This is a genomic window from Salinispora pacifica DSM 45544 (assembly GCF_000378845.1).
Taxonomy (GTDB): Bacteria; Actinomycetota; Actinomycetes; order Mycobacteriales; family Micromonosporaceae; genus Micromonospora; species Micromonospora pacifica.
Window position 1 is genome coordinate 2,537,009 of the sequence record NZ_KB905359.1, and the last position, 23,362, is coordinate 2,560,370.

Consider the following 23,362-nt stretch of genomic DNA (forward strand, 5'->3'; position numbering starts at 1 on the left):
GCCCTCATCGTCCGTCCGCCGCGGCAGCGGTTCGGTCTCGCAAGCTCTTGGGGCGCATGTCCGTCCAGAGTTCCTCGATGCGCTTCAGGCAGTTCTCGCGGTCGTCCGGCTCACCCACAGCCCGCCAGCCTGCGGGGACCGGCCGATCGGCGGCCCAGATGGAGTACTGCTCCTCGTCGTTGATCACGACCAGCCACCGGTCGGTGACCTCGGTATCCGTCACAGCCGGACCTCCAGTTCGTCGTTGCCGGTACGCGGGACCTCCGCGCCGGCCAGAAAGTTCAGGACAGCGTGGGCCAGCACGTCGGTGAGATCCACGATTGGGACGCCGACGTCGGCTGCCGGTGCGATCACCGACAGCTCTGTGCAGCCGAGCACCACACAGTCCGCGCCCGGATGAGCGCTCAGCAGCGCCTGCACACACCGGGTGAACTCGGCCCGAGCCGGATCGGCCGGTTCTCCGCGCTTGACCCGGTAGATGAAGTCGGTGATCTGCCGCTGCCCGTCCGCATCGGGGTACACCGCGCGGGTGTCCGGGGCGAAGTGCGATTCGAAGCTCCGCAGCGTCGCGGTCGCCTCGGTGGCCAGGACCAGCGGCCGGGTGAGGCCTACGCGCTCCAGATGTGCGGTGGCCTCCAGGAGGAGATCCACGATCGGGACCCGGGACTCCCGCACAAGGTCGGCTCGGTAGACGTGCGTGGTGGCCGAGGGGATGGCGATCAGATCCGCTCCGGCCAGGTTGAGCCGGCGGACGGCCTCCTGCAGAGCGGGCAGCGGGTTCGGCCCTCCGGCCAGCTGGTGGTCGATCCGGCTGGGGATCTGCTCAGCGACCAGGATGACGGCGGTGTACTTCTCGTCGGTCACCGCTGGGCACAGGTCGAGGACCCGCCGGTAGAAGTGCGCCGCCGCGTACGGCCCGACACCGCCGACGATGCCGAGCCGGTTCATGCGTCGCCCCCGGTGGCGAGAACGGTGTCCACGGCGTCGCGCAGCCGAGCGGCCACCGTGCCCACGTTCGCCTCGCTGAACAGATCGTGGTGGTTGCCGGGCAGGAGGCTCACCCGGGTCTCGCCCCGGGTCAGCTTCTGCCAGCTCTCCGCGCTGACCACCGGCCGGGAGAGCGTGGGGTGCTGTTCGGTCGCCTTGAACAGCCAGATGTCCGCGGCGACCTCGGCCGGCCGGAAGCGATCGGCCGCGTGACCGTTGGCGGTGAACACGTCGTACATCCGCCGTACCGTCGGCGTCCGGGCACCGGCCGGTAGCTGTCCCCGATCGACGAGATACCGGGTCAGCCGGTCGAGAACCGTCTCGACATCGGCGTCGTCCAGGATCTCGGCTTCGTAGGACAGCGAGAACCTCGCCAGATCCGGCACGTCCGCATACCGGTCCTCGGTGGGGTCGACGCCGAAGGCGCGAGCGTCGAGCACACCCAGGAACGCCACCTGTTCGCCGGCTTCCTCCAGCTGCCGGGTCATCTCCAGGGCCACGTTGCCGCCGAAAGACCAACCGGCCAGCAGGTACGGCCCCCGCGGCGCCACCTCCCGGACCTCGGCCAGGTACCGCTGAGCCATGGCCGTGATGTCGGTCAGCGGGGCGTCGTCGGTGTTGTAGCCGACGGCCTCGATCCCGTAGACCGGCCGCCACCGTCCCCACTCGCGGGTGAGCGCGAAATAGCCGCACGCGTCACCGGATTGCGGGTGCACCAGGAACAGCGGGGGGCCGTTGAGGTCGGGTGCGGTCAGAGGCACGACCAACCGGTTGTGGGGCCGTCCGGCGTGCGCAGCCATCGCCTCGATGGTCCGGTGCTGGAAGACCGCGTTCAACGGCAGGTCGATGCCCAGCTCGGTGGTGAGTGCGCCGATCAGCTCCACGGCCTTCAGCGAGTGACCACCGAGCTCGAAGAAGTCCTGCCGTACGCCGATCGGACCGTGCCCGAGAACCCGTTCCCACACGGTCACCATGCGCAGCTCGGTGCTGTCCCGCGGTTCGAGCACCTCCACCCCGGTGTCGGCGGGTGGCGGCGTCCGCCGTACGAGCTCGGCCCGGTCGACTTTGCCGTGCACCGTTCGCGGCAGCTCGCCGGCCGCCAGGAAGCGAGCCGGGTGATAGGCCTGCGGCAGGGTGTCGGCCACCGCGGAACGCAGCACGGCGGCGTCGAACGGGTCGGCCACCACGTGGGCCACCAGTTCTTTGTCACCGGCCACCACCACGGCGGCGGCCCGGACGCCGGGCACCGCGAGCAACGCCGACTCGATCTCCCCCGGCTCGATCCGGATTCCGCGGATCTTGACCTGGTGGTCCAGCCGGCCGAGGTATCGCACCTCGCCGGTGGGGCCGACGCGCCCGAGGTCTCCGGTGCGATAGACCCGCTGCCCGGGATGGAACTCGTCCGGCATGAAGCGGCTCGCGGTCAGTGTGGGGACGCCCAGATAGCCGGCCGAGACGCGGGGGCCGCCGATCGCCAACTCACCGACCGCGCCGCGCGGCAGCAACCGGCCCCGGGGATCGAGGACGTAGATCCAGGCATCGGGCAACGGCCGGCCGGCCGGGATGTACCCGGCCTGAGAATCGGCTGCACTGAACCGGTGGAAGGTAGTGGTCATGGTGCATTCGGTCGGGCCGTACTGGTTCACGATCTCGACGTGGTCGCCCAGGGCGGAGACCGCCGCAGCCACCGCCACCGGTAACTCCTCGCCGCTGCTGAGGATCAGCCGGAGCTCGGGCCGGCGGGTCTCCCGCGCGGCCTCGGTCACCAGCGCACCCAGCATCGATGGCACCACGGCCAGCAACGCGGTGATGTGGTTGTCCGACAGCGCCGTCGCGATGGCACGCTGGTCGCGAGCCTGCTCGTCGGGCAGCAGCACGAGGCGCCCACCGGCGGCGAGCGTGCCCAGGATCTCGCGCACGCTGGCGTCGAAGGACAGCGCCGCCAGCTGCAGCACCACGTCCCGAGGGCCGAGCTGGTACTCCCTGATCACGTGCCGCAGGTAACCGGCCGCGGCGCCGTGCGTGGTGGTCACGGCCTTCGGTGTCCCGGTGGAGCCCGAGGTGTGGGTGACGTAGGCGACGTCGTCCGGCACGGGCCCGTCGGTGGTCAGCGGGGCCGAGGGAACGCCGTCGGGGTGGATGATCCGTACATCGCCGGGCAGGGCCGGATCGCCGGCCGACCGATCGGTGACGACGAGCGGAAGGCCGTTGATCAGACGCTGCAGCCGGGCGGGCGGCTGGAGGGGGTCGAGGGTCAGCAGGGTGGCCCCACTGCGCAGCACGGCCAGCATGGCGACCACGAGGGCCGCCGATCGGGGTAGTAGCACCCCAACGAGCACGCCGCGACTCGCGCCGGCCTCGTGCAGCCGGGCGGCGAGGTCCTCCGCCCGGGTCAGCAGCTGGTCGCCGGTCAGAGTCACGCCATCGGCGGTCAGGGTCGGCGCGTCCGGTCGGATACCGCGGCCGACCAGCTCGGTCAGCGTAATACCCGCCTCCGGTTGCGCCGGGAGGGGCGGCACGACCGCATCTGCTCCGGCCAATGGCAGGGCGCCGAGCGCCGCGTCCGGCGTGGAGACGACCGTGGACAGCACCCGGCGGAACACCGACACCAGGACGGCCGCCGACTCCGGGTCGTACAGGCGGGTGGCGTACAGGAGGGACCCGGTGAGGCGGCCGGCCTGGAGCGACAGCTCCATGCTCAGGTCGAACTTGACGCTGACCCGGCTGGTGTCCAGTTCCTCGACGGTCACACCGGGCAGATCGATCGCGTCGGCGCTGCCGACATCGAGGGCGAACTGGATATTGAAGAGCGGGTGCCGAGCCAGGTCGCGTTGCGGATCCAGAAGTTCCACCAGCCGCTCGAAGGGCATCTGCTGGTGGTCGTGGGCGTCCGCGATGTCCAGGTGCAGGGTGGCCAGCAATTCGGTGAACCGTTGCTGGGAGCCGACGTCGATCCGCATCACGATGCTGTTCAGCAGCGGACCGACCAGCTCGGCGAACTCAGGCCGGCTGCGCCCGGCGCCGGCGATCGGCGTGCCCAGCACGACATCGGTGGTACCCGAGAGTAGACCGACGGTGACGGCGAACGCCCCCAACAGGACGCCGAACGGCGTCGTTCCGCTCTCTCGGGCCAGCTCGTCGACCGCCTTGGACGTCGCGACGTCCAGCTCGAACCGGTGCTCGGCGCCGTCCTCGACGAACACCGCCGGTCGCGGGCGGTCGGGGAGAATCTCGGTGGCCGAGGCCCCCGCCAGACGCTGCCGCCAATAGGCCGAGTCGGGTCCGTCGTCCGGACGCGAGCGTTCCCAGCGGGCGTAGTCGGCGAACTGGACCGGCGAACGCCCGGCCGGCCGGGCGCCGGCGGCCAGCGCCCGGTAGGCCAAGCTGAACTCCCGCCACAGGATGGCCATCGAGGAGCCGTCCACCACGCTGTGGTGGATCACGAAGGCCAGCACGTAGTCCGCGCCGGAACGGCCGAACGCGGCGCGGGTCAGTGGTCCCTCGGCCAGATCGAACGGCTGGGCCGCGCACTCGTCGGCGAAGGCGACCGGAGTTCGGTGGCCCAGTTCGACGACTTCGTTCCACAGCGGGCGGACCGGGCCGACCACCTGCGCGGAGCCGTCACCGTAGCTGGTGCGGAGGATGTCGTGCCGCGCTACGACCGACAGCAGTGCGTCGTGTACCAACCCGGGATCGACCGCGCCGCGCAGGATGACCGTCGCGTTGACGTGGAAGTCGGTGCGGGCGGTCCGCAACTGCTCGAGGAACCAAAAACGCTGCTGGGTCGAGGACAGCGGGGCCGCGCCCTCGGCGGCCGGTTCGACCGGCGCCGGTTCGGTCGCCTCGGTGAAATCACCGATGAAGTCGCACAGCGCACCGACCGTCGGATGGGCGAACAGCTGCCGCATCGGAATGTCGACGCCGAGCTGCGCCCGCACCGCGGCCACGAGCCGCGCGGCCAGCAGGGAGTGGCCGCCCAGGGCGAAGAAGTCGTCGTCCAGGCCGATGCCGTCGAGCTTGAGCACGGCCGACCAGATCGCCGCCAGCCGGCGCTGCAGCGGGGTCTCCGGCCGTGCGGAACCGCGGACGACGGCCGGCACCGGCATGGGCAGTGCCGCCCGGTCGAGCTTGCGGTTCGGGGTCGCCGGAAGCCGCTCCATCGTGACCAGGACCGTGGGAATCATGTAGTCCGGCAGCACGTCAGCCAGATCCTGCCGCACCTGCGGCCAGCTCGGCGTGGCCGGATCGTTCCACACGACGTAGGCGGCCAGCGTCCGTTCGACGCCCTGGCCGACCGGGCCGACCGCGGCGTCGGCGACGGCCGGGTGTTCCCGCAGCCGGGCCTCGACCTCTTCCGGCTCGATCCGGAAGCCCCGGATCTTCAACTGGTTGTCCGCTCGGCCCAGAAACTCGAGTGACCCGTCGAAGCGGCGGCGCACCAGGTCTCCGGTGCGGTACATACGCGCACCCGGCCGGGCCGGGTCGGGGACGAACCGGGCCGCAGTGGCGGCCGGATCGCCGATGTAGCCGCGGGCCAGCCCGCTGCCGCCGATGTAGAGCTCGCCCGGAGCGCCGGGCACCACCGGCCTGCCCTGCCCGTCGAGCACCACCAGCGTCGTGTTGGCCACCGGCTCACCCAACGCCGGCGGGACCGTCGTGGCCGCCGGCACCAGCTGCTGGGTAGAATTGATCGTCGTCTCGGTCGGGCCGTAGGAATTCCACAGGCGCTCGGTGCGCGCGGTGATGTTGCGGGCCAGCTCGGCGGACAGGGCCTCCCCGCCGGAGAAGGCCCGGATCGGACCCCCCTTCCAGCCCGAAGCGATCAGCAACGACCACCCGGCCGGGGACGACTTCATCACCGTCACCCCGGCGTCACTGATGACCTCGGCGAGGCGCCGGCCATCGACGACGGTGTCCCGGTCGATCACCTCCACCCGGGCTCCGGCCGCGAGCGGTGCCATGAGTTCCAGCACCGCCCCGTCGAACGAGATCGTGATGGTCGCGGCCACCGTGTCCGTCGGCTCGAGCCCCACCATCTCGATCCAGTCCGCCGCGATGTTCGCCAAGCCGCCGTGCCGGAGCATCACGCCCTTGGGACGGCCGGTAGACCCGGAGGTGTAGATCACGTAGGCCAGATTCTCGGGATCCACCGGTACGGGCTCGACCACGGCCTTCCGGGTCTCGGAGACAGCCAGCGACCGGGCCCCGGCCGCGGCCCAGTCCAGCAGTTGCTCGGTGGCGCCGTCGGTCAGGACGACCGAGGTGCCGCTGTTGCGGAGCATGTAGTCGACGCGCTTCTCACCGTAGGAGGGGTCCAGCGGGAGATAGCCCGCTCCGGACAGCCAGACGCCGAGCAGCGCGGCCACCATGACGGGCGTCCGCTCGAGACAGACCCCGACGATGTCGTCGGGGCGCACTCCGGCCGCGCGGAGCTGCGCGGCCACCCCAGCGGCGATCGCCATCAGCTCGGCGTACGTCAGCACCCGGGCCCGGTTGCCGGCCGCCGGCGCATCGGGGCGGCGCTGCGCCTGTTCGATGATGCGGTGCATGAGGATCGGGGCTTCGGCCTGCTCGCGCCCAGGGATCACCGGCGGGTCGTCGGCGCTCACCAGCATCGACCCTATGACCGGATCCTGCGGGTGACGGGTGGCGACCTCGAGGAGCCGGACGTACAGCGTGACGATCTTGTCGACGGTGGCGGCGTCGAACACGTCGGCGGCGTAGACGACGTCGCCCCGGGCCTCGCCGTCCGGTAGCCCGTTGGTCAGGAACAGCTCGAGGTCGAACTTGGCGTACTCCACCGGGAAGTCGACCCAGAACGCGCTCAGGCCCGGCCACCGCGGCAGTGGTGGTTCGCCCTGCTGCACAGTGATGATCGTTTCGAACAACGGGTTCCGGTTGCGCACCGAGGACCGGCCGATCCGTTCAACGACCTCGGCGAACGGCACCCGCTGCCGGGCGAACCCGGCCAGCGCGGCGTGCCGGGTGCGCCGGATCACCTCGACGAAGTCGGGCTCGTCGGCCACGTCGATCCGTAACGCCACCACGTTGAGGAACGGACCGATCACGTCCTGCAACTCGATGTCGGATCGGCCGAGCACCGGCGTCCCGACGACCACGTCGGGCTGCCCGCTGAGCAATCCGAGAAGCGCGCTGAATCCCGCCGTGTAGACCATGAACTCGGACGCGCCGCAGTCGTGGGCAAGGCGCCGGACGCGCGCGGCCAGGGTCGCCGGCACGGTGAACGACGTCTGCGCCCCCGGGCGGCCGCCCGCCGCACGCCGGGGCCGGTCCAGCGGCAGCTCCAGCTCCGGCGCTCCGGCCAGCGTGCGTGTCCAGTAGTCGAGATCCGCGCTCGACCGCGCCGGAGCGGCGGCAGCGACGTCGGCGTAGGTTAGCCGCGGTCGCTCCAGCACCGGCGGTTCGCCGGCCCGCGCCCGGCCGTACCCCTCGGCGATCTCGTTCCACAGCAACGACATCGACGGTGCGTCGACCACGATGTGATGCACGACCAGGACGACGAGCCACCGCCGGTCGGCCATCTCGTAGACGTGGACGCGCATCGGCGGCTGGATGGCGAGAAGCAGCGGTTCGGCGACCGCCGCGGCCGCGAGAGCGACCGGATCGGTCTCCTCCGAGGTGTCGCCCACCCGGACCTGTACGGCGCCGGGCGCGTGGACGACCGGCTCCGGCGAGCCGTCCCGATCCGTGAAGCCGGTCCGCAGCACCGGATGCCGGGTCACCACGGCGGTGACCGCGGTCCGCAGGCTGGGGAGGTCCAGATCGCCGATGAGCTGGACGGCCTCCGCCACGTGGTAGGCCGCCGAATCGCCGAGGATCCGGTCTGCCAGCCAGAGCCACTTCTGTTCGGCCGACACGTGCCGGGCCGGGTCACCCTGACCGGGTATCGCGCCGGCGGTCGGTTCCGCGTCGCCGGCCAGGCGGGCCCGAGCGGCCTTCAGGCGGTCCTGAAGTTCACTCATCGGCGGTCCCCTCACCCAGGAGTTCGTGTTCGATGGCCAGCGCCAGCTCCGCGATCGTCGGATTGTCGAAGAGCAGCACCAGCGGCAGGTCGGCGTCCAGCGCCCGCCGTAACGCGCTGATGACCCGGGTGGCGAGCAGCGAGTGCCCGCCCAGGTCGAAAAAGTCGGCTTCGGCGTCGGTGGCCGGCAGGAAGCGGCCCCACGCCTCGGCGACCAGCAGCTCGGACTCGGTACGCGGAGGACGGCCTGCGGCCGGCTCGTTCGAGGGAGTCGGCAGACGATTCCGGTCCACCTTGCCACTGGCCGTCAGCGGCAACTCGCTGAGCGTGATCAGGCTGGTCGGGACCATGTACCCCGGAAGCCGCTCGCTCAGGAACTGGCGCACGGTGTCGCGGTCGAGCACGCCGTTACGGCCGACGACGTACGCGAGTAGCTGTTTGTCCCCCGGTTGCGCCTCGGACACCGTTACCACCGCCTCGGCGACGTCGGGGTGCCGGGCCAGGGTCCGCTCGATCTCGCCCAGTTCGACCCGGATTCCACGGATCTTCACCTGGTGATCCCGCCGCCCCAGGAAGGTAATCACACCGTCCGCCCCGCACACCGCCCGGTCCCCGGTGCGGTACAGCCGCTCTCCCGGTACGACCGGATCCGGGAGAAACGTCTCCGCGGTCTTCGCTGGATCGTTCCAGTAGCAGCGGGCCAGCCCGACGCCACCGACGTACAGCTCGCCTTCGACGTCCGGGGAAACCGGCCGGCCGTCATCGTCCAGCACGTGCACACGGTAGTTCGTCAGCGCCCGGCCGATGGGGATCACCGGTAATGCGGCGTCGGCGCGCGAACACGTGTGGATGGTGGCATCGATCGACGCCTCGGTCGGGCCCCACTGGTTGTGCAGCCGGCACGGCGTGCCGGCGAGCACCTCGTGGAACCGGCCGACGAGCTCGGGACGCAACGCCTCACCGCTGGAGACCACGGTCCGCAGCGCAGGCGGCGGACTCCCGGCCACCTCCTCTAGGAACAGGCCGAGCATGCTCGGCACGAACTGGAGCACCGTCACCTCGTGTGCCGCCGCCGCCCGTGCGATGGCCTGCGGGTCCCGGTGCAGGCCGGGCTCGAGCATCACCACCCGGCCGCCGACGATAAGCGGCCAGAACAGCTCGACCGCCGAATCGTCGAAGCTGAGGACCGTCTTGTGCAGGACGCCCTCGCCGGGACGCAGCGGATGGCGCTGTTGCATCCAGCGCATCCGGTTCACCCAGCCGCGGTGCGGGTTGGCCACGCCCTTGGGTTTCCCGGTCGAGCCCGAGGTGTAGTAGATGGAGACCAGATCGTCGGGATCGACCGGGACGGTCAACGGCTCGCCGGCCTCGCCGGTCACTGTGATCACCTCGACGTCAAGGCCGTCCACTGGACCACACGGTGAGACGTCGACGACACAGTGACCGGCACCGGCCTCGGTGAGCAGGGTCTGTACCCGGGCGGGCGGGAAGTCGGGGTCCAAGGGGATGAACGCCGCTCCCGCGTGCAGCACACCGAGCAGTGCCACGAGCAGGTCCGGGCCACGGTCGCACCAGACACCGACCAGCGCCCGCGCGCCCACTCCCCGGTCGGCGAGGACCCGGGCGAACGCGTGAGCCGCGTCATCGAGCTCGCGGTACCGGATCCGCCGGGATCCCGACTCGACGGCGACCGCGTCCGGTGTCCGGTCGGCCTGCGCCTGGATCAACTCGTGCAGGGTGTGTGCGATGTCGAGATCCTGCTCGAGGCCGCCGCCGGCCGTCCGCGGCGGAAGCCCGGTCACCCCGGAAATGTGCGAGACCACTTTCAGCTCCTTGGTTGGCGACGGCCCGCTAGGTAGCGTCGATCCGGCGGTCGGGGTCGACGGTGATCACCAGCAGCGAACGGACCAGCTCATCGACGAGGGCATCGATCAGCGCTGCCGGGAAGCGGTCCGAGCGGTACTCGACGGCACCGGTCAACCCGCCGGGCTCACCGGCGCCGGTGAACTCCTCTTCCAGCAACACCTCGATGTCGAACTTCGCCGCCGTGGCGGCCCAGTTCCGAAACGTGAGGTGCACCGGACCCAGGTCGAGCGCCGGTTCAGCGCGATCCTCGACCGAGAAGAGGATCTGGATCAGCGGGCTGCCGAACCGCCGCCGTGCGGGGTTCACCGCGGCGACCACCTTCTCGAACGGGGTGTCCTGGTGGGCGAACGCACTCAGATCGGTCTCGCGAACCCGGCTCAGCAACTCGGTGAACGTCGGGCTTCCCGAGGTGTCGGTCCGCAGCACGACCGTGTTGGTGAAATAGCCGACGAGGTCGTTGAGCGCTTCGTCCGACCGGCCGGAGACCACCGTGCCCAGGGGCAGATCGGTCGCCCCACCAAGCCTGGTGACGGCGGCGGCGAGAGTGGCATGGATGACCATGAACAGAGTCGCGCCGGTCTGCTGCGCCAGTCTCACCACGCCCCGGTGGGTCTCCGCGTCGACTTGCAAGCCGCGGGTGCGGCTCGGTCCCGATCGCCCGGTACGCGGTTCGGCCTCGAGCCCGGATTCCTGCGGCAGCCCCGCCAGGCGGTCTCGCCAGTAGCCCAGTTGGCGAGCCATGAGGCTGTCCGGGTCGACCTCGTCACCCAGCAGCTCGTGCTGCCACAGTGCGTAATCGGCGTACTGCACCGGCAGCTCGGGCCACTGTGGAGCGCGTCCGGCCGCGCGGGCGGCGTAGGCCCGGCTCAGATCCCGGCAGAAGATCGGCTCGGACCAGCCGTCGAAGGCCGCGTGGTGCACGACCAGAACGAGGCGGCCCCGGCTCGGACCGCTCCGCAGCAACGCTCCGCGAAGCGGGATGTCCGTACCCAGATCGAACGGCCGGGCGATGAACGTCTCCTCGTCGCCGGCCGGCACCTCGACGAGGAGCGGACCCAGCTCAGCCGAAGACACGACCCGCTGCTGCGGGACGCCGTCGGTGTCCGGGAAGACGGTGCGCAGGCTCTCGTGCCGCACGACGACGTCGCGCAGAGCCTCCCGCAGGGCGCGCTCATCCACCTCGCCGGAGAAATCCCACACCAGCGGTACGTGATAGGAGGTGTCGGACGGGTCCAACTGGTTGAGAAACCAGAGGCCGCTCTGGGAGAAGGACAGGGGAATCAGCAGCTCGCCCTCGCGGGTCCGGCGCCGCAGAACCGGCCGCGCAAAGCGGGTGCGGCCGGCCAGCGTGCTCGCGAGACCGGCCACGGTCGGCGCGTCGAAGATGTCGCGGACCGAGACTTCCGCGCCCATCACCGTTCGGATGCGGTTGAGCAGCCGGGTCGCCATCAGCGAGTGCCCTCCCAGCTCGAAGAAGCTGTCGTCGGCGCCGACCCCTTCGATGCCCAGGATCTCCCCGAACAGGGCACCCAGCTGGTGCTCCTCCGGGCTCGACGGTTCCCGGCCGCCACCGGAGTAATCCGGCACGGGGAGGGCCCACGCGTCGAGCTTGCCGTTGCCGGTCAGCGGCATCTCGGTCAGCTCCACGAACGCGGCGGGCACCATGTAGCCGGGCATCGACTTCTCGGCCGCCGTCTTGAGCGCGGCGGCTGGCACCTGGCCGTCGGCGGTGTAGTACGCGACAAGCCGCCGATCACCGGGCCGGTCCTCGCGGACGACGACCGTCGCCTGGCCGATCCCGGGCACAGACCGCAGATGGTGCTCGATCTCGCCGAGCTCGATCCGGAACCCCCGGATCTTCACCTGGCCGTCGGCCCGGCCGAGGAACTCGAGCTCCCCATTCGGGGTCCAACGGACCAAGTCGCCGGTCTGATACATCCGCTGCCCAGGCAGACCGAACGGGTTGGGGATGAATCGTTCCGCGGTCAGCGCTGGGCGGCTCGCATATCCGCGGGCCAGGCCGGCTCCGGCGACGTAGAGCTCGCCGGTCACCCCGGGCGGCACTAAGGCCAGCTTGTCGTCCAGCACGTACACGAAGGTGTTGATCAGCGGCGGGCCGATCGAGGCTCGGCCGAACGGGCCGGTCACGTCGGTGCTCAGCATGGCGATCGACACGTCGTCGGAGCATTCGGCCGGGCCGTACACGTTGGCCAGCGGCACGCCGGGCACCCGCCGATGCCACCAGCTGATCAGGTCGGGCGGTAGTTCCTCACCGTGGGCAAGCATCCACCGCAGCCCGGCCAGCCGGTCGGCCAGCCCAAACGTCTCCTCGCAGGACTCGAGCACGGCCCGCAGCAGGGACGGGACGATCTGCACGATCGTGATGCCCTGCTCGGCACAGCATTCGGCCATGGCGACCGGATCGCGCGCGACGTCGTTGTCGACCGTGTGGACGCGACCTCCGACGGCCAGCAGGGTCAGCGACTGCCAGATCGAGACGTCGAAGGTCAGCGGCGCGTTGAACATCAAGACGTCGCGTTCATCCAGCTTGTACAGCTCGATGATCGCGTGCAGGTGGTTCGACAGACCCCGGTGCGGCACCAGGACCCCCTTGGGACGGCCGGTCGAGCCGGAGGTAAACACGGCGTAGGCCAGTTCGTCCCGGCTCGGCCGAGCGACGAAGCTGGCGACGTCGGTCGGGCCGGAGCCCGGCGGCAGGACCCGGACCGGAAGCCGGGCGGAGGCGGCGATCGACTCGGCCCGGTCGAGCACGTCGGAGGCCGCAAGCAGCAGGCCTACCTCCCCGTCCTCCAGCATCTGCGCCGCTCGCGAGACACCCGTGCTGACGTCGACCGGCATGAATCCACAGCCTGCGCCGAGCACACCGAGCACCGCTGCGACATACCAGGGCGTCCGGTGGGAGAGCACCGCGACGAGCGTGTCCGGCCGGGCGCCCGCGGCCCGCAGGTCACCGGCGATCCGGGCGGCGATCCCGGCCAGCTCGCGGTAGGTGATTTGGTCGTCCGCGCCGGAGACCGCGATCGCCTCCGGCCGCTGCTCGGCGATCTGCCGCACCACCGCGACCAGATCGAGGGGCGGCTCGTCGGTGACCGGCCCGTTCCACTGTTCCAGCTGCAGGCGCCGTTCGGCAGCGGTGAGCAGGCTGAGCCGGCTGAGCGGCACGTCTGGGTCGGCCGACACCAGCGTCAGCAACCGCAGCAGCCGAGCACCCAGCTGGTCAACGGTGGCCAGGTCGAACAGGTCGGTCGCAAACTCGAAGACGGTTCGCACGCCGGCGGCGCTGCCGTCCACGCCGAGCTGCTGGAAGAAGTCGACCGAGAGGTCGAACTTAGCGGTGTCCAGCGGCTCCGGAAGCGCGGTGCTCACGACGTCCGGCAGCCGCAGCTCGTTCGTGGTGGCACCGTCGTCGAAGGCGAAGAAGACCTGAAAGAGTGGATGGTAGGCGCTCGACCGCTCCGGTCTCAGCGCCTGCACGACGCGTTCGAGGGGCACATCCTGGTGCGTGAAGGCGGCCAGATCGGTGTTGCGGGCCCGGTCGAGCAGGTCGCCGAAGGTCGGGTCACCGGACAGGTCGAGGCGCAGCACCAGCGTGTCGACGAAAAACCCGACCAGCGATTCCAGTGCGCGGTCGCTACGCCCGGCGAACGCGGTACCGAGCACGACGTCCCGGCCGGCGCCGTACGCCGACAGGACCGCCGCCAGCGCCGCGTGCAGCACCATGAACAGCGTGCATCCCCGCTCGGCGGCCAGATCCACCAGATCGGCGTGCAGTCCGGGCGGGATGGTCAGCTCGGTGGTGCGGCCCCGGTAACTGGCCACCGGAGGACGCGGCCGGTCCAGGGGCAGGGCGATCAGCTCCGGAGCTCCGGCCAGCGTCTCGGTCCAGTACCCGAGCTGCTTGGTGGTCAGCTCGCTGGGCTGCTGGTCGGTACCCAGCAGAGCCTGGTGCCAGATCGTGTAATCGACGTACTGGACCGGGAGCGCGGCCCAGTGCGGGGCCACGCCCGCGACGCGGGCCCGGTAGGCCGTCGACAGGTCCCGCGCCAGCAGACCGCCGGACCAGCCGTCGCAGGCGATGTGATGAACGAACAGGGCCAGGTGGCTCACCCGGGGACCGCTGATCAGCAGCGCCGCGCGGATCGGAGGTTCGCTGCGCAGGTCGAAGTCGAGGTCGGCCAGCTCCCGGACGACCGCGTCGACCTCGGCGACGGCGACCTGGCGTACGGTCAGCGGTGTCCTGATGACCGACGGGTCCAGCACCATCTGCGCCGGTTCGCCCGCCTCCTCCGGGAAGATCGTGCGCAGCGTCTCGTGGCGGACCATCACATCCCGGAGCGCCCCGGCGAGCGCCTGCTCGTCGACGTCGCCGTCCAGCCGCCAGAGATAGGTCAGGTTGTACGCCGCTCCCGATTCGCCGTAGCGATGCAGGAACCACATCCGTTGCTGGGCGAAGGAGAGCGGGATCCGTGCGGGCCGGTCGACCGGCCGGAGCTCGGGCCGGCGCTCCGCGGCCGTCACCGGGCACCGCTTCCCGGGCCGACCAGGCCGGCCATGGTCGCGGGCGTGCGGGCGGTCAGCACCGAGGCCATCGAGAGCTCGACGCCGAAGGCTGCCTTGACCCGGGAGATCAACCGAATGGCGTGCAGCGAGTTGCCACCGAGGCGGTAGAAGTCGTCGTCCGGCGAGATGTCGGCCAGGCCCAGGACATCGGCCCAGACCGTCACCATCCGTTGCACGGACGCGTCGCCGGGGCGAGCCGAGCCGGTCCGGCGCACCTCGATCGGGGACAGCGCGTCCCGGTCGACCTTGCCGTTGCCGGTCAGCGGCAGGGCATCGAGGAACCGCAAGCCCGCCGGTACGACCGCCGGCGGAAGCAGACGGCCGAGCGACTTCTGCAGCGCCTCGGCCTGCACGTCGCCGAACCCGTCGCGGCGGACGACGTAGGCGTCCAGGTGGGTGACCAACCCGGCGTCGTCCCGCCGGGCGATGACGGCGGCGGCCTCGACGCTGCGCTGGCGCCGCAGCAGCGTCTCGATCTCCAGCAACTCGATCCGCTGGTCGCCCACCTTGACCTGGTCGTCCAACCGGCCCAGCACCTCGACGCCGGCCCCCGGCACCAGGCGCCCGACATCACCGGTCCGGTACGGCCGTGTTCCGCGCTCACCGAAGCCGGGCCGCCCGGCCCGCACCTCGTCGAGATAGCCGATCCCCACCCCGGGGCCCGAGACGACCACCTCGCCCGAAACCCAAGGCGGGACCGGGTGCCCGGACTCGTCGACCACGGTCAGCGCGCAGTCGCCCAGCGTCGTGCCGACCGGGATCGAGGCGCAGCGCGGATCGGCGGGAAGCCGCACCATCGCGCACGACGCGCCGATCGTGGTCTCGGTGGGGCCGTACTCGTTGTAGACGCGCAGTCCGGGGTTCAGCTCGGCCACGCGCTCGGCCAGGCTCGGAGGAAGCGGCTCACCGCCCACCACCAGCACCTCGGTCGGCAGCCAGCCGGCAACCGGCTGGGCGATCAGTGCGGCCAGTCGCGACGGCGTGATCTTCAGCGCCTCCACCGGCCGGTCGGTGAACTCGGCGGCCAGCAGCCGCGGATCGGCAGCCCGATCCGCGTCGACCAACCGCACGCACCCGCCGCTCGTCAGCGGTAGGAAGACCGCCGTGTAGGCCAGATCGGCCGCCATCGTAGAGACGGCGGCGAAGCTCGCGCGGTCCCGCAGATCCAGTGCGGAGCGGCTGGCCGTCGCATAGTGGGCCAGCTGGGCCTGTCCGATCACCACGCCTCTGGGCTCGCCCGAGGTGCCCGACGTGAACATCACGTAGGCCACGTCCGATTCGGCAGCCGGGCTCGGTCGTGCGGTGGCGGTCGGAGGCGGGCACGGCGGAACGGCGACGGCGTCGACCGAGCAGGTGAACTCCTCCAGGGTTCGGGGAACCAGCACCAGCTCGGCATCCAGGTGCCGCAGGATCGTCTCGGTCCGGCCCCGCGGCCACTCGGGGTCCAGCGGCACGAACGCCGCACCGGCCAACCAGCAGCCCAGAATCGCAGCCGGCGTGTCCGAGGTCGCCGGGGCCAGTAGGGGCACCTGGTCGCCCGGGCGGACACCGTGGTCGTTCAGAGTGGCCGCGAGCGACTCGGCCCACGCCGTCAGCTGCCGGTAGGTGGTGACGTTCGCGCCGCAGCGGATCGCGGGATCGTCGGGAACACGGTCGGCCTGGTGCAGGAATCGGCGAAGCACCGAATCGTGCCGGGGCGACTGCGGGGAGAGCGTGCTCGCGGTCATTCTCGTCTCCCTGGCACTACGGCCGGACGACCGCGACGGGCCAGTCCGCGGGCTCGTCGATACGGGATATCAACGGCAGGTCCCGGATGTCGCCGTGGCCCAGGACCCACATCAGGAACCGGTCGACGCCCATGCCGAATCCGGAGGTCAGCATCGGGAGTTCCTGCTTCATGTGGACGTACCACGCGTACTCACGCTCGTCGACGCCGTGCAACGTCATGGATCTGCGTAGCGGTTCGGCGTCGGAATGCCGCTCGCCGGCACCGACCACCTCACCCATGCCGAAGAACAGGTCGGCGGCTCGGGCGGTCCGGAACTGGTCATCGCCGGCGGCCTGGTAGAACGGCACCGCCAGGCTGTCGTAATGGTGCACCCAGAGGAATTCGCTGACTCGGTCCAGCAGCAACTGCTCGCCCTTGCGGGTGAGCACGCGCCAGGTGCCTTCGTCGCGGACCGTACCCGGCACGTCGGCGACGCGCGCGACCGCCTCATCGAAGGTCAACTGTTCGAACCCACCGCTGCCGGCCATCCGCACCAGATGGGAGACATCCCCGCGAGCCGCCTCCAGCCGCTCACCGAGGTTCTCCAGAATGGCGCCGGACAACGCCTTGACGTAGCGGGTCACATAGGCGATCACCGCGTTCAGATCACCGGGGATCTCGGCCTCGCTGTGCGTGTACTGGCCGAGATGGGTCTCGTCAGCCTGCTCCGCCCGGAACGACGGCATGATCGTGTAGCAGCCGCCCGGGGCGACACGGCACCCGTACTCCAGCGCGAACTGCATGGAGTCTGCGAGATAGGTGTGCACCCCGGTCACCGTCACCGGCACCGGCTCCGCGTCACTGCCCAGCGCGGTCGGGCAGGTCACCGTTCGCGTCGTGATCGGGAGGAAGAGATGCTTGAGACCCCGCCCCGCGGCATAGCGGACGGTTTCGGTGTGCACCACGTCATTGAGCTCGGCGATCAGTCCGTACCAGCCGGAGCGCAGGTCGTCGATGACCGTCCGGGGGTCGGTGCTGTCACGCCGGCCGACCGGATAGATGGGGACACACGTGGTGTCGAACGACGTCACCGGCCATCCTCCTCGGTTGTCATGCGGGCCTCCGGGGCTGGAGCGATGTTCTGGTTGTGCCGCAGCAGGTTGTCCGGGTCGTAGCGCCGTTTGATCGCCGCGAGCCGCCGGTATCGGCCGGCACCGTAGACGTCAATCGATCCAAGCGTCGGCTGGTCCTGGACGTAGTTGACGTAGGAACCGCCGTAATGCCGATCCGAGAGCCGCGCGATGCTGCGCCGGGACCAGGCCGCTTCCTCGTCGTCCTGGTCCGGATCCAGCCAGTGCGCGGAGGCGGTGTACATGTACGGCGCCGCCCGTCCCGGGAAGGCGGAGTCCTCTTCCGGGACGTCGATGATGGCCCCGCGGAGGTATTCGAAATCTATGCAGGACAGTGGCGATCGGATATCGCTGGCATTGGCGACCATCCTCTCGGCCACCGCAGGACCGAGCTCACTCAGATAGCAGGTCTTGGTGAAGTAGCGGTGCCCGGCCGGCTCGCTGTGATCGCCGAGAGCCTGCAGCTCGGCGTAGGACATGACGCGCTCCAACCTTCCGGCCGGAGCGGCCCTGTCGAACAGCGGCCGGATCGCGCTGTCTCCACCGTCGGGGTCGCCGAGCCACGCCGCGGTGAGCTGCAGAACAGGTCGGCCGTTCAGCTTCGCCGGGATCCAGTACTGATTGGAGGCGATCTTGAACGCCCCGACAGCGTGCAGATCCGCCGACTGGTTCTCGGCGAACTCGCGATAGGCGGCCAGCGCATCCGCCGCGTCGTCCAGCGCGTAGACCCCGGTCCGATGGACGACCGGGCCGACCGGGTGTAGGCGAAGGGTGAACCGAGTGACGACGCCGAAGTTGCCGCCGCCACCGCGCAACGCCCACAGGAGCTCGCCGTGCTCGCTGTCGGTGGCCTCGACGATCGACCCGTCCGGCAATACGACCTCTGCCGCGACGATGTGGTCACACGTCAGGCCCCATCGGCGGGCGAGCCAGCCGTATCCGCCGCCCAACGCGAGCCCGCCCAGCCCGGTGTGCGAGACCACGCCGGCCGGGCACGCGAGCCCGTGCGGGGTGGTGGCGGCGTCAAGATCCCGGAGCAGGCACCCGCCCTGCGCTGTTGCCAGCCGGGCCGACGGATCGACCGAGACGCCGCGCATCAGCGACAGATCGATCATGACCGTGTCGTCGGAGACGGCCTTGCCCGCGACGTTATGGCCGCCCGCGCGCACGGTGACGCCGAGGCCGGCTGACCGCGCGTAACGCAGCACTGACGAGACTTCAGCGGCATTCACGCACCGGGCAATCAGTGCCGGCCGCCGATCGTGCACCGCGTTCCACACCGACCGGTGCTCGTCGTAGGACGTGGCGCCCGGCGTGATGGCACGGTCGCCCAGGAGTGAGTCGAGACGAATGATTGCTGACCCCCGGATCAGTCAAATCGGTATTGGCGCAGCTGAAGGCCTGTCCGGGCCCGGCAGAGCGCGAAGCAGCAAGTATTTGACCATGAAGGTCAGTGTCTGTCTAGACCCAAGATCTTCGGGGATGCGCATAGCCACTGGTCAGCGCACCTTCTTCCCGAAGGCATTTCAAGAGCGCGAGTGTGGTCTAACTGTCCGATCGCGTCCTGGCCACAGTGGCGTGTCGTGTGACAGGTAGGGATGAAGCTCCGGTAGGGCGAGGTGTTGTCACGGATCTTGTCTTCAACGGGCTTCGTCGTGGCGCAGTGCCGACGCTGATGCTGCGTCGGTTGCGGGTATCCCGGTAGCTCGGGCGTGCGCTGATCTGCTTGAGTTGCTGGTCGGGGTGTCGGACGGCCGGTCGTCGCAGGTCGGGATCATCCGGCGGTGGTGGTGGTGGCGCTGGTCGCGGCAGCGACGGTGGCGGGGACGACCGGGTACACGGCGATGGCAGGTTGGGTGGCCGACGTGCCACAGCCGGCGTTGACCAACTTGTATCTACGGGCCGATGTGCTGCCGGCCGGTCGGCCGTCGCGCTCGACGTTGTGACGGGTGTGTACTGATGTCGATCCGCAGGCCCTGGACACCGAGATCGGAGCCTAGGCGGTGTCTTTAAAGGATCTTGGTGTCGGATGATGTAGCGCGTGGGTCGTCGCTACGAGTTGTCTGACGTCGAGTGGGAAGCGCTGTCGAGGTACCTGCCGTCGGCGGTGACGGGTGGTCGGCCTCGGGTCGATGACCGGAGGGTGCTCAACGGGATCGTGTGGAAGATCCGAGCCGGGGCGGCGTGGCGGGACGTGCCCGCCCGCTACGGATCCTGGCAATCGATCTACACCCGTTTCCGCAGGTGGGCCCTGGACGGGACATTCGAGCGGATGCTGTCCGGGGTCCAGGTCGACGCGGACGCTGCCGGTGACATCGACTGGCTGGTCTCGGTCGACTCGACCATCGTGCGAGCCCACCAGCACGCCGCCGGCGCTAAAGGGGGCGGCGAGAAACGGACGAACCACAAGATCACGCCCTCGGTCGATCTCGAGGTGGACTGACCACCAAGATTCACCTCGCCTGCGACGGCCTGGGCCGAACCCTGGCGTTCGTGCTCTCCGGCGGCAACGTCAACGACTGCACCCGCTTCACCCAGGTCCTCGCCGACATCCGTGTCGAGCGGCCGGGTCCCGGCCGGCCCCGCGTGCGCCCGGACCACGTCATCGCCGACAAGGGCTACAGCTCCAAAGCCATCCGCGTCGACCTACGCCGACGCGGCATCGGGCACACCATCCCAGAACGCGCCGACCAGCAGGCCAACCGCCGCCGACGAGGCAGCCGAGGCGGCCGGCCACCAGCGTTCGACAAGCAGCTCTACAAACGGCGCAACGTCGTCGAACGCTGCTTCAACCGGCTCAAGCAGTTCCGCAGCCTCGCGACGCGCTACGACAAGACAGCGACCTCATACCGGGCCACCGGGGAGTGTGGGGTTTTCGGCTCTGTCTCACTTTCGGTTTGCGCCGTGAGGTGCTGTTGGTTCGAGTGGAGGTGAGAGACCACCACCTTCGGCCTGTCGCAGCAGGTTGATGTAGCTGGGGGCAGCCTGATCCGGGTGGTGCCGGGAGGGTGGGAGCAGCCCTGACAACGCCGGGACGTGCCAGTACTGCCAGATGGGGCGGGTTCGGCTAGCGAGTCGAAGAGGAGTACGCGAGGAACCGGCGTCTTACGTCCTTCAACAGTGACACCGACTCGAACCCGGTGGATGTGGGTCGGGCGCGGTGCGTTCCTGCCGTATACCGAATCGGTGGGGATCTTCCAGGTCGGTGAGAGGACGTTTGATAGGCATTCATGTTTCCGTTTTAAGGTGATTTGCCGATGATTCGTCGGCCCTATCCTGGCGGCTCCGTGCCTAGGTCAAGACGGAATGCCCGATTGTGGTCGGTCACGCCCTACGCGGAGGCGTCCGAGCCTGATTTTTCTAGACCGGACGGAAAGGGAGGTCAGTTTCCACTCCAAATGGACGTCGTTCAGCCTGCTTCGCTGACTCAAAACGGTTACTGTCAGCGCCAAAGCGGCATAAACCGCTAGGGATAAATTCCTCATAACGGTCAATAGCTATTGAAACGTCATCTGAACGGCTGTCGACTTCCTGGATCGCCCGCCTACGCCTGGCCGGACGCCGTGATATCACCGAAGCCACCCGCTGGGCCAGCCGTAACATGACCAGGCCCTTCACCGTCCTCGAACTCGTGCCATGATCTTGAAACGCCCGTGACCTCTTTCCTGCATCGCCGGCAATTTCACGAAGATCATCATTTGACCGCCCGGACTACCGTCATCGAATTGCTCCACCAGTAGGTACAGTCGTCGGGGGGCACCAAACCGCGGACGACCTCGACCGAGAAGCCGCTGAAGTGTTCGAGAAGCCGCCTCTGATGTCGGCGGCTCAGCGAATCAATCTCGTTGCTGTAGTAGCTGAACACCCCGCCCGGCCGCAGATGAGCCGCCGCGTGCGTAAAGAAGTGGGCGGCGAAGGTGACATCCTCGACGACGTATTGCATGTATTCGGTTTCGTCGGCCGGGTAGGTGTCGAAGAATATCCCGTCGTAGAGACCGAGTGTCGGCAGTGTATCCTGCCACGGCCCGAGGATCAACTTGGTGTCCGCCTCCGGAACGGTTTTCTGCCAATCGGCGAACGCCTGTGCAACGTCCTCGTTGGCTTCCAGAACGGTGTAGGAGCGAATGCCGAACTCCTGCATGTAGGTGGCGGAGATTCCCATCCCGAAACCGACTTCCAGGACGTCGCCACCATTAGCGGCGACCTGCGTGGCCATGGCGCGCATCAGCGGTGCCTCCCAGTCCTGCATGACCTGCTGGCCCTCGATGATCAGCTCGTCCGCGGCATAGTGGGCGTCGCTGTCCCGCCATCCATGGGCGATGGCCGGACGTTCGGATCCAGTGACCAGATTCGCGGAGAGCCGGTCGAGGTGCATGAGGTCGTCGACCAGTTCCTCGCCGGCCCGCTGCAGCCACCATTCCCTCTGCGCCGGGCGCGGGGTGCGGATGAATGCGTCGGCCGGTTCGACGGTGACGGCCAGCTCGGCCGAACGGTGCCTGAACACAGTCCTTCTCCTCCTCTGCTGAGATCGGTCAGGTCGGGCTTCCCGCTGGGGTCGGCCGCCGCCCGGTCAGCGCCTCCGCCAGGAGAGCCTGAACGGCGACGCGGTCGACCTTCCCCGCGGTAGTGAGCGGCAGGCGCTCGGCGGTGACGGTCACCGTGGGTAGCATGTACGCCGGCAGGTGGCGGGACGCCTCGTCGATCACCGAGCCGTCGTCGCCGACGATCAGCGTGGCCAGCACCGGCTCGCCGGTGCGCGCCGCGACCAGCACGGTGACGACGTCCTGGACGCCGGGGCAGTCTCGCAACACCGCGTCGATCTCCTCCGGCTCGATCCGGTAGCCGCGCACCTTGATCTGGTTGTCTCGCCGCCCGAGGAACTCAAGGACGCCGGGCTCGCACTCGCGAACGAGGTCGCCAGTCCGGTACGTCCGGTGCCGCTCACCGCCGACCTCGATGTCCCGGAAGCATTCCGCCGTCAGCTCGGGCCGGTTGAGGTAGCCGTCGGCCAGAACTCCGCCGACGTACAGTTCGCCGGCCGATCCCATGACCACCGGGCGGCCGGCGTCGTCCAGGATCCACAACCGGCGGCCGGGCAGTGCCGAGCCGATCGGCAGGCCGCCGCCGGTGACAGGCACGGCATCCGTCCCGGCGAGCCGGAATGCCGTCGCCGTCACCACGCACTCGGTCGGTCCGTAGCCGTTGACCAGGTCGATGTCGCGGAACGGGCTGTCGCGCCACCGATGGACGTCGGCCAGCGACGCGGCCTCCCCGCCGATCACCACCAACCGCAGCGTTCGCAGGTCGGGCGCCTCGATCATCTCGGCATCCAGCAGCACGGCACGCCAGTACGCCGTCGGCAGCTGGAGGACGGTGATGCCGTACTCGGCGACGAAGCGTCCGAGCGCCGCGGCATGGAGTACCTCGCGAGGCCGGGTCACCACAGTGCCCCCGGCCAGCCAGGTCGGCCAGATCTCCTCCTGCGCGACGTCGAAGCTCAGCGACGCGAACTGCAGAACTCGGTCGTCGGGCGTCATCCCGAAGTAGTCGGCGGCCGCAGCGGCATGCCGGGCCGAAGCGGCGTGCCCGACGACGACCGCCTTGGGGCGACCGGTCGACCCGGACGTGTAGATCGCGTACGCCGGGCTCTCCGGTGCCGCTCCGGGCGGCGCGGCGGCAGTCCCGGCGACGAGGTCGGGAGAGACGACCATCCCGCATCCGGCGTCGTGCAGGGCTTCGGCCCGTCGGGCGTCGGGGTGGGCCGCGTCGAGCGGAACCGCGCAGGCACCGGCGCGCATCGTAGCGGCCATCGCGAGGACCGCTCCGGCCGACCCGTCGGCCAGGACTGCCGCGCGGTCGCCGGGCGCCAGCCCCCCCTCCACCAGAGCCGAGGCGAGCGCGTCGACCCGGACGTCGAGCTCGGCGTAGGTGAGCCGGACGGTCTCCCCGATCAGCGCCGGGCGGTTGGGCCAAGCGGCGGCGCCGCGGTGCAGGACCTCGTCCAACGTCTGAACCCGAGACACCACGATGCGCCGCTCCTCCAACTCCGCCTGGTGCGCGAGAGAGCGCCCCCGCACCGTCCTTGATCGACGAACAGTACCCGTCCGA

Annotated in this window: 11 protein-coding genes and 1 pseudogene; 2 read left to right on the forward strand and 10 right to left on the reverse strand. The window is 69.8% G+C overall.

The features are described 5' to 3' along the window. Positions 1-4: 4 nt before the first annotated feature. Genes SALPAC3_RS0111450 through SALPAC3_RS0111485 form a run of 8 tightly spaced genes read right to left on the reverse strand, consistent with a single transcriptional unit; the run spans position 5 to position 18,534 of the window. Positions 5-223, reverse strand: a complete 219-nt coding sequence (locus SALPAC3_RS0111450) for an MbtH family protein (protein WP_018221378.1) — start codon at positions 221-223, stop codon at positions 5-7. Further along, a complete protein-coding gene (locus tag SALPAC3_RS0111455; RefSeq protein WP_018221379.1) occupies positions 220-948 on the reverse strand; it encodes an aspartate/glutamate racemase family protein in 729 nt (242 codons plus the stop codon). Before SALPAC3_RS0111455 ends, SALPAC3_RS0111450 begins: the two co-directional genes overlap by 4 nt. Next, positions 945-7,970, reverse strand: coding sequence for an amino acid adenylation domain-containing protein (locus SALPAC3_RS25715; protein ID WP_018221380.1), 7,026 nt, complete (start codon positions 7,968-7,970; stop codon positions 945-947). Before SALPAC3_RS25715 ends, SALPAC3_RS0111455 begins: the two co-directional genes overlap by 4 nt. Further along, entirely contained in the window at positions 7,963-9,792 is a 1,830-nt protein-coding gene (locus SALPAC3_RS0111465; RefSeq protein ID WP_018221381.1) for a non-ribosomal peptide synthetase, read from the reverse strand. The genes SALPAC3_RS25715 and SALPAC3_RS0111465 overlap by 8 nt, the downstream gene beginning before the upstream one ends. Positions 9,793-9,820: 28 nt before the next feature. Further along, positions 9,821-14,374, reverse strand: coding sequence for a non-ribosomal peptide synthetase (locus tag SALPAC3_RS0111470; protein ID WP_018221382.1), 4,554 nt, complete (start codon positions 14,372-14,374; stop codon positions 9,821-9,823). Further along, a complete protein-coding gene (locus SALPAC3_RS25720) occupies positions 14,371-16,143 on the reverse strand; it encodes a non-ribosomal peptide synthetase (RefSeq protein ID WP_018221383.1) in 1,773 nt (590 codons plus the stop codon). The genes SALPAC3_RS0111470 and SALPAC3_RS25720 overlap by 4 nt, the downstream gene beginning before the upstream one ends. 16 nt (positions 16,144-16,159) lie before the next feature. Then, a complete protein-coding gene (locus SALPAC3_RS0111480) occupies positions 16,160-17,215 on the reverse strand; it encodes an amino acid--tRNA ligase-related protein (RefSeq protein WP_018221384.1) in 1,056 nt (351 codons plus the stop codon). After that, positions 17,212-18,534, reverse strand: coding sequence for an FAD-binding oxidoreductase (locus tag SALPAC3_RS0111485; RefSeq protein WP_018221385.1), 1,323 nt, complete (start codon positions 18,532-18,534; stop codon positions 17,212-17,214). The genes SALPAC3_RS0111480 and SALPAC3_RS0111485 overlap by 4 nt, the downstream gene beginning before the upstream one ends. Before the next feature lie 504 nt (positions 18,535-19,038). On the opposite strand from SALPAC3_RS0111485, the gene SALPAC3_RS27960 reads away from it, so the two are divergent. After that, positions 19,039-19,200: a hypothetical protein gene (locus SALPAC3_RS27960; protein ID WP_018221386.1), complete on the forward strand. Its 162-nt coding sequence runs from the start codon at positions 19,039-19,041 to the stop codon at positions 19,198-19,200. Positions 19,201-19,295: 95 nt separating this feature from the next. Continuing rightward, positions 19,296-20,188, forward strand: a pseudogene (locus tag SALPAC3_RS27750) (IS5 family transposase). 760 nt (positions 20,189-20,948) lie between these two features. Here SALPAC3_RS27750 and SALPAC3_RS0111505 read toward each other — a convergent pair. Beyond that, positions 20,949-21,758: an O-methyltransferase gene (locus SALPAC3_RS0111505; RefSeq protein WP_018221388.1), complete on the reverse strand. Its 810-nt coding sequence runs from the start codon at positions 21,756-21,758 to the stop codon at positions 20,949-20,951. A 28-nt stretch (positions 21,759-21,786) separates the two neighbouring features. Then, on the reverse strand, positions 21,787-23,331 hold the full coding sequence (locus tag SALPAC3_RS25730) for an amino acid adenylation domain-containing protein (protein ID WP_018221389.1): 1,545 nt from the start codon (positions 23,329-23,331) through the stop codon (positions 21,787-21,789). Positions 23,332-23,362 lie beyond the last annotated feature (31 nt).